Annotated in this window: 4 protein-coding genes; 2 read left to right on the top strand and 2 right to left on the bottom strand. The window is 55.9% G+C overall.

Annotated features, from left to right (window positions below):
* Positions 1-318: 318 nt before the first annotated feature.
* Both ACFOM8_RS22215 and ACFOM8_RS22210 read right to left on the bottom strand, forming a co-directional pair.
* A complete protein-coding gene (locus tag ACFOM8_RS22215) occupies positions 319-3,615 on the bottom strand; it encodes a DEAD/DEAH box helicase (protein ID WP_377764558.1) in 3,297 nt (1,098 codons plus the stop codon).
* On the bottom strand, positions 3,608-4,462 hold the full coding sequence (locus tag ACFOM8_RS22210; RefSeq protein ID WP_377764557.1) for a hypothetical protein: 855 nt from the start codon (positions 4,460-4,462) through the stop codon (positions 3,608-3,610). Before ACFOM8_RS22210 ends, ACFOM8_RS22215 begins: the two co-directional genes overlap by 8 nt.
* 378 nt (positions 4,463-4,840) lie before the next feature.
* Here ACFOM8_RS22210 and ACFOM8_RS22205 point away from each other — a divergent pair, with 378 nt between their 5' ends.
* Positions 4,841-5,512, top strand: a complete 672-nt coding sequence (locus ACFOM8_RS22205) for a recombinase family protein (RefSeq protein ID WP_449301520.1) — start codon at positions 4,841-4,843, stop codon at positions 5,510-5,512.
* Positions 5,512-5,820 (top strand): hypothetical protein, encoded by a 309-nt coding sequence (locus ACFOM8_RS22200; RefSeq protein WP_377764556.1) that lies wholly within the window; start codon positions 5,512-5,514, stop codon positions 5,818-5,820. Before ACFOM8_RS22205 ends, ACFOM8_RS22200 begins: the two co-directional genes overlap by 1 nt.
* Positions 5,821-5,874: the final 54 nt, after the last annotated feature.

Raw genomic sequence — 5,874 nt, 5'->3', positions numbered from 1 at the left:
GCGGCAGCCAGCATCCGGCGTGCCCCATCGCGAGCGATCTCGGTCAGCGGGTCCTCAACAGATTCCGGCTGACGAAGAGTGATGATGTCTGTAGTCTTCTCCATGGCGTATCGTTCCTTTTGGAAGTTCTGGCAGGCTTCGACACCCGCCACGATACGCCGCCCTCTCAAATCCCGTCACCCATTTCCCCGCATAGCTCCGCTCGCGGCGACTGCAGCCTCATCGTCTTGATTAGCGGTGAGCATCGACCCGATGGATGAGATGTGAAGGGTCGCTGCGGCGTGCACGAATATCTGCGAAGCGGCGCAGAGTGGACGATCAGCCAAGATCTATGTCATCCAAATCCGTGAATGATTGGAGAAGCATCGCAGTAGTAACCTCGTCTCGTACAACATCCATTTCAGCAGATGCCCCTGCCCTGAATGATTCACGTAATGCAATGTGCGCTTCAAAAGTCTCGATCCGAGAGGCGTTTGCTGTCATTTGCCTTAAGGCCATATGATGGCGATCATGATCACCTGCCCGTACCATCTGCGGCAGCATGTCAATTACAGGAAGCGCAACTCCTTCTATTTGAGCAGTTTTGTACGCGGCGACCTGCCCAAGCACACCACACAAAAAGCCAAGATCAGGAGCGATGCGTATGGCGAAGCGGCGAGCCCGTTGTGCCGTAAAGGATTGGTTAGCGGGTTGTTTGACCTCTCCTTCTTGCGCTCGAATGAATGTGAGAAGCCAAGCCTCGATTTCGACTAGCGTGCGTCCAGCGCACCACATCGAAACCAACGTCTTTAGCGCTCCCAGTATCCGCTTAGCTTTGGCCTTTGGTTTTGTATCATTCGTGTAAGCGCGGCTGAAAACAGCCTCGAGAGCTGTTTCTCTAACAAAGATCGTCAGATCCAACGGATGTTCTGCCACGATATCAAGCAGCCAGTTGACCCAGTCCGCAGTAGCTGTCTTTTCACTGGGTGCCTGATCAAACGCCTCGACTAATCGCTCGATTAATCTTGGTGGAACACCGTTACGAACAGCAATTTCCCTTTGCCAATCAAGAACGGGCGGATCTTCCAGTTGCTCCTCGGCAGCCTTGAGCGCGGTTCGGCGACGTTCAAGCCATTTGTCCGCCCCCGAAGCATTAACTTCCCTTCGTCGGAAGAACCCCAGAGAGCGGCGAACTACATCATCGAAGCCGCTCTCTCCTGCCGTCGTGACAGCAGATAAACGCCGGATTATCGATTGTACTTTTGGATCGGGGTTGGCGAATACCTCAATCCGATCAAGCAACAACTCGATCGGATCGTAAATCTTCTCACAAGCATCCTGTTCGGAGAAGACAGTCTTCAGGATACCCTCGGGCGGAAGGGAAATGTTCTCTCTCTCCACACTGATCGGCTTCGCAGGAACAACGATCGCCAGACCGGTTGCGGCGTATGCCGCGCGTCCAGCCCTTCCAAGTGCGTTGAGTATCTCGTGAGGGCGCAAATCTGTGCGGGGATTGCCACTCGGATCTTCAGCCGTGCTCCTGTCGGTGCCCGCGAGAATCACAACATCGCACGGAAGATTTAATCCCTGCGCAATCGTGGAGGTTGCGGCGATTACATCAAGGCCCAGCTCTTCGCTCTCGGAATCTCTGCGAACCCGAAAGACGCTTTCTGTCAGCCTTCGCTCCAATGGCAGCAGATCACCATGATGCACCGTTGCCCTGCACCCTGTGGGATCGAATGTCGCTTCGGCCGCTCCCACATCTTTCAGAACTGACTTACGCATTTCCTTCTGCGTTTCATCCAGCACAATCGTAGCCGGGGCCAGAAGTTCATTGATGTGATCCGCCACACTCCCACATGCTTTGGTATCATTGCAAAAGACGATCACGCGTTTTCCAACGGCTGCGTAGTCAGCTGCGATCTGGGCAGCGACTTCGTTCCTGTTCGACGTAAATTTACCATAGATGTTTTTCACAAGCGGCGGGCGTCTATCCGTCAGCGCCTGCACAACTAGCTTTTCCGGTCTTTTGGGATGCCAACCAGAGATCAATGAAAAGAGCCCGAGAGGTTGTGCGGGAACCCGGCTTCGCGCCGACTTGGTCTTTGCCTTCGATGCGACTTGCGCAGCTTTAAACACGTCTGAGCGATCATAGATGACACAAGAGCGAAGTTGCCGTGTTGGCTTCCAAGGATCGTCGAACGCCTCAACCTCCCTTCCTGTTACTACCCGCAGCCAACGTGCTATTTCGCCACCGTTGGCCACCATTGCAGATAACAGCAGCAAGTCTGCTTCCTTGCGATGACGGAGAAACGTCAGGAGCGCCAGCATCGCGTCGATTGCGCGTGCGCTGACCTTCGATGAGGTAGTCGGATCATCGGCACTAATGAGATGAAATTCGTCGAAGACAAGGAGGCCAACCTTGTCGAATAGTTCGGGCGCGAAGCTCAGAAGGGCGAGGCAACGCTCTGGCGTCATGACTGAGAATGGCGGCAGCCTATCGCCGAGTTCCTCGAATGCGACGTCTTCAACAACGCTAACCGCTTCGAGCCTCCCAATCTGTGCAGAGAGATCTGTCTCAACCTGATCAACGAGAGCATGGGTTGGAGCCAGGTAGACGACGCTTTCGCCCGAACATAGGGTCGCTGCGATTTTCAGGACAGATAGCGTGGTTTTCCCGGAGCCGGTGGGAGAAGTCATCACCATGGACCTGCCACGGTTCAGGTATCCCGTTTTGACTGCTTTCAGGTGATTGATCCACAGAAACGGACGCGATTGCGCCTGAGACAAAAGCCAGTCAGTCCATGTATCGGCTTGTGCTCCAGATGGTGTTGGCAGCCGAACTAGCATTGCGGCCTGCATGCCATTGACGAGCCGGCTCAAGAGCGTTGCCAGATGGTGCGGCCCGGCAAACTGGTGGTGCACCGTGCCTTCTACAGCAAGGTTGATCTCCACCGCAGAAGCCTCCGACAGGCGGATAACCCGCCTAAGCCTTGAGCGAATGTCAGAGTCGGACACAGAGCTCCCGCGCGCTTCCTGTCCAAGTCCCTGAATCACGTAAGCACATTCCCTTAAAAGAAGGTCCGTAGCTACTTCGCGGCTATCATTCGTTGCAATGCGGTCTTCACTAAAGTCCCGTTCTATCAGCGTGGTAAGATTGCCGGTCGCTAATTCCCGGAGGCTTAGGATCAGAGATCGTCGAACTGCCCGCCTTTCTCCCTTAGCGCGGAGTTGACCCGCCACTTCCGCCGCATCGGCCGCCCGATCAGCAATTAGGAACAGGAGCGTCGCTGAAATCGAAGATCCGATTGCATCACTCGAAACGACAGTTGGTCGGTCCATTGCCGCTTCGCGAACACGGCTCAATATCTGATGAGCACTCGCGGCGACGAAAGCCGCAGCGCGCGTCTGCTCAGGTCGAAGATTGAGTGCGACGTAGGCTTCGAAGGTCGAAGCAAGGCGTCGCACCCGGTCGAGTACATCGCTTGCGACCTCAGGTTCACCTTCGCGGGACAGGAGGCGGACTGTGGCTAGCTCTATGTGAGCGGCCGTCAGTAGCTCGTCCAGGGTTTCCGGATCGAGGCCAGGCAGGTCAGGAGCTTGTCGTAGGAGCGCGCGGGAACTTGGGTCAAACACCGGCGATTTCCTCCACCTTGGCAGCCACCTCGTTGGCGAGAAGAGCTAATCCTTTACGCACATCCTTGAAGGCCAGCACGCCGGCGGTACGAGATTCAAGCGCACCACCAGCGACCGCTTCAAAGCCGGCTATGAGGTGCTGAAAATTCCCGGCCTTGCGTTGATCTTCGCCAGTCGCCACAGCAACCCTGAAGTTGCGAGCGCCTTCCCAAAAAATCTCGTCGACCGCCGCTTCAGCGTCGATGTTGGGAACACCTTTCAGCAAGGTCACGAGGTCTGCAAGGATCTCATCATCGCGATCGCCGCATAGAATAGTTTCGATTTCAGACCATACGCTGGAACTTATCAGGCTGCGGGGCGATTTCGAAGCCTTATCCTCGCAAAGCACGATACGTATGATCTCCTGCCCACTATCCCCCAGTTCGATGATGAAGCCGTCAAAGCCTTTATCTGCCTGTCGAACATGAGGTGAAGTCATATAGCCGTGCGGATGTGCTTGCCGTGAAGCAACCCAGGAAATGTGTTGGAACAGAAGCCCGTCTCGGTGAAGGATCGAAGTCCTGATCCGCTTTTTTGCCGCCTCTTTCTCCTCGTCGGTTCCCGACTGGAGTAGGTTCACATCCTTTACCCGCGGAGCCGTCAACTTCCGAACTATGTTTTCGACCACTCTGCCTTTTGAGACCCTTCGGCGCGGATCCAGAGCATTGATTATCCGCTGAGCGTTTTCCTCCTGCCTCAAGTAGAGATAGGCGATAACTTCAACCAATTTCGATCGGTTCTTTGTATCAATGGACCACTCTGAAAACTCACACTCAGAGGTGGCTGATGGCGTCAATGACAGCAGCATATTGAAATTTTTCCGAAGCGGTTTTTACCGAATGATATTTTGATATGAAAGGACATAGCGATGAGAAACAACCCATTACTACATTTTCTTTCTTTCCAAAGTGCATTGACCACGACTGCAGCGAACCGAGGAAAGGTGCGCTTCGCATCCACGCCGACGGGGTTTGCGCTGCACTCCTAGTCGAACGGCAGCATTCGGAAATGCGGCATCGCATCCGCCGCTGACGGCGTTCATCAGCTAGGGACCGACTGTGCTTCCTGTATCTGCATTCGCTGCGGCTTGCCCGACTATCGGCTTAGGGCTCTTCGCGACGTAATGAAGACCCTGTCAAGCACACGATCGTTGAAGGGACGGCCAGGTTGCCCCTGAACAGGCTCGTTGAAGGCCAGCATTTGCTGGCAGCGCGAAATCTCAGATGAATGGTCCGATATTCTTTGCAATGAAGGGGCGTCTACTGTTACAGATCGGGGTATGACACATATTCTGATCGGCTACGCCCGCTGTTCCACCGACAAACAGGACCTTGCTGCGCAGAAGAGTATCCTTGCCAGCTTCGGGGTTGCCTCCGATCGCATCTACACCGACCACGGTTTTACCGGCACGAACCGCGCCCGCCCTGGTCTCGATCAGGCGCTTGCCGCCTTGCGGGAGGGTGACACGCTGGTTGTGCCGAAGCTGGATCGCCTGGCGCGTTCTGTCCCAGATGCCCGAGACATTGCCGACAACCTAGCCGCGCGCGGGATCAAGCTTCAGCTTGGCACCTCGATCCATGATCCGACCGACCCGATGGGCAAACTGTTCTTCAACATCCTGGCGACGTTTGCCGAGTTCGAGGCCGACCTGATCCGCATGCGGACCCGCGAGGGCATGGCCGTGGCCCGCGCCAAGGGCAAGCTGCGGGGCAAGAAGCCGAAGCTGTCGGAGCGCCAGCAGCAGGAGCTGCGGCGCATGTATGACACCGGAGAGTATTCCATTAGCGATCTGGCAGAGGTGTTCTCGATCTCGCGTCCGACCGTGTATCGCACCCTGGGCCGGCAGGCTGCGGCATAATGGCGGATGATCCAAAGCCCCCACGGCCACCGTCCCTGAAAAGCGAGACCCGTCAAACGAACTGGCGTCGCACCAACCTGCAGAAGTATCAGGCACATCTTGCTGTTCAGCGGGCACTCATCTCCGGCGCTCTAGAAAAGCAGGGCTGCGAGGTCTGCGGCGCGGCCAAGGTCGATGCCCATCACGACCAATACGATGAGCCCCTGAACGTGCAATGGCTCTGCCGCAGCCATCACGTCAAGCTGCACCATTACGGCGAGGACATGTTTCCTATTAGGCGGCGACTAGACCCCATGATCGCTGGGTGAGCTGACTGGGTAGGCGGCCTCTCCCGCGGCATTCTCCGTTCGAGGGTTGCACCA

It is taken from the genome of Paracoccus angustae, assembly GCF_042648745.1.
Lineage (GTDB): Bacteria > Pseudomonadota > Alphaproteobacteria > Rhodobacterales > Rhodobacteraceae > Paracoccus > Paracoccus angustae.
The sequence above is the reverse complement of the archived record's forward strand: the minus strand, read 5'-3'. Positions and strand labels throughout refer to the sequence as shown.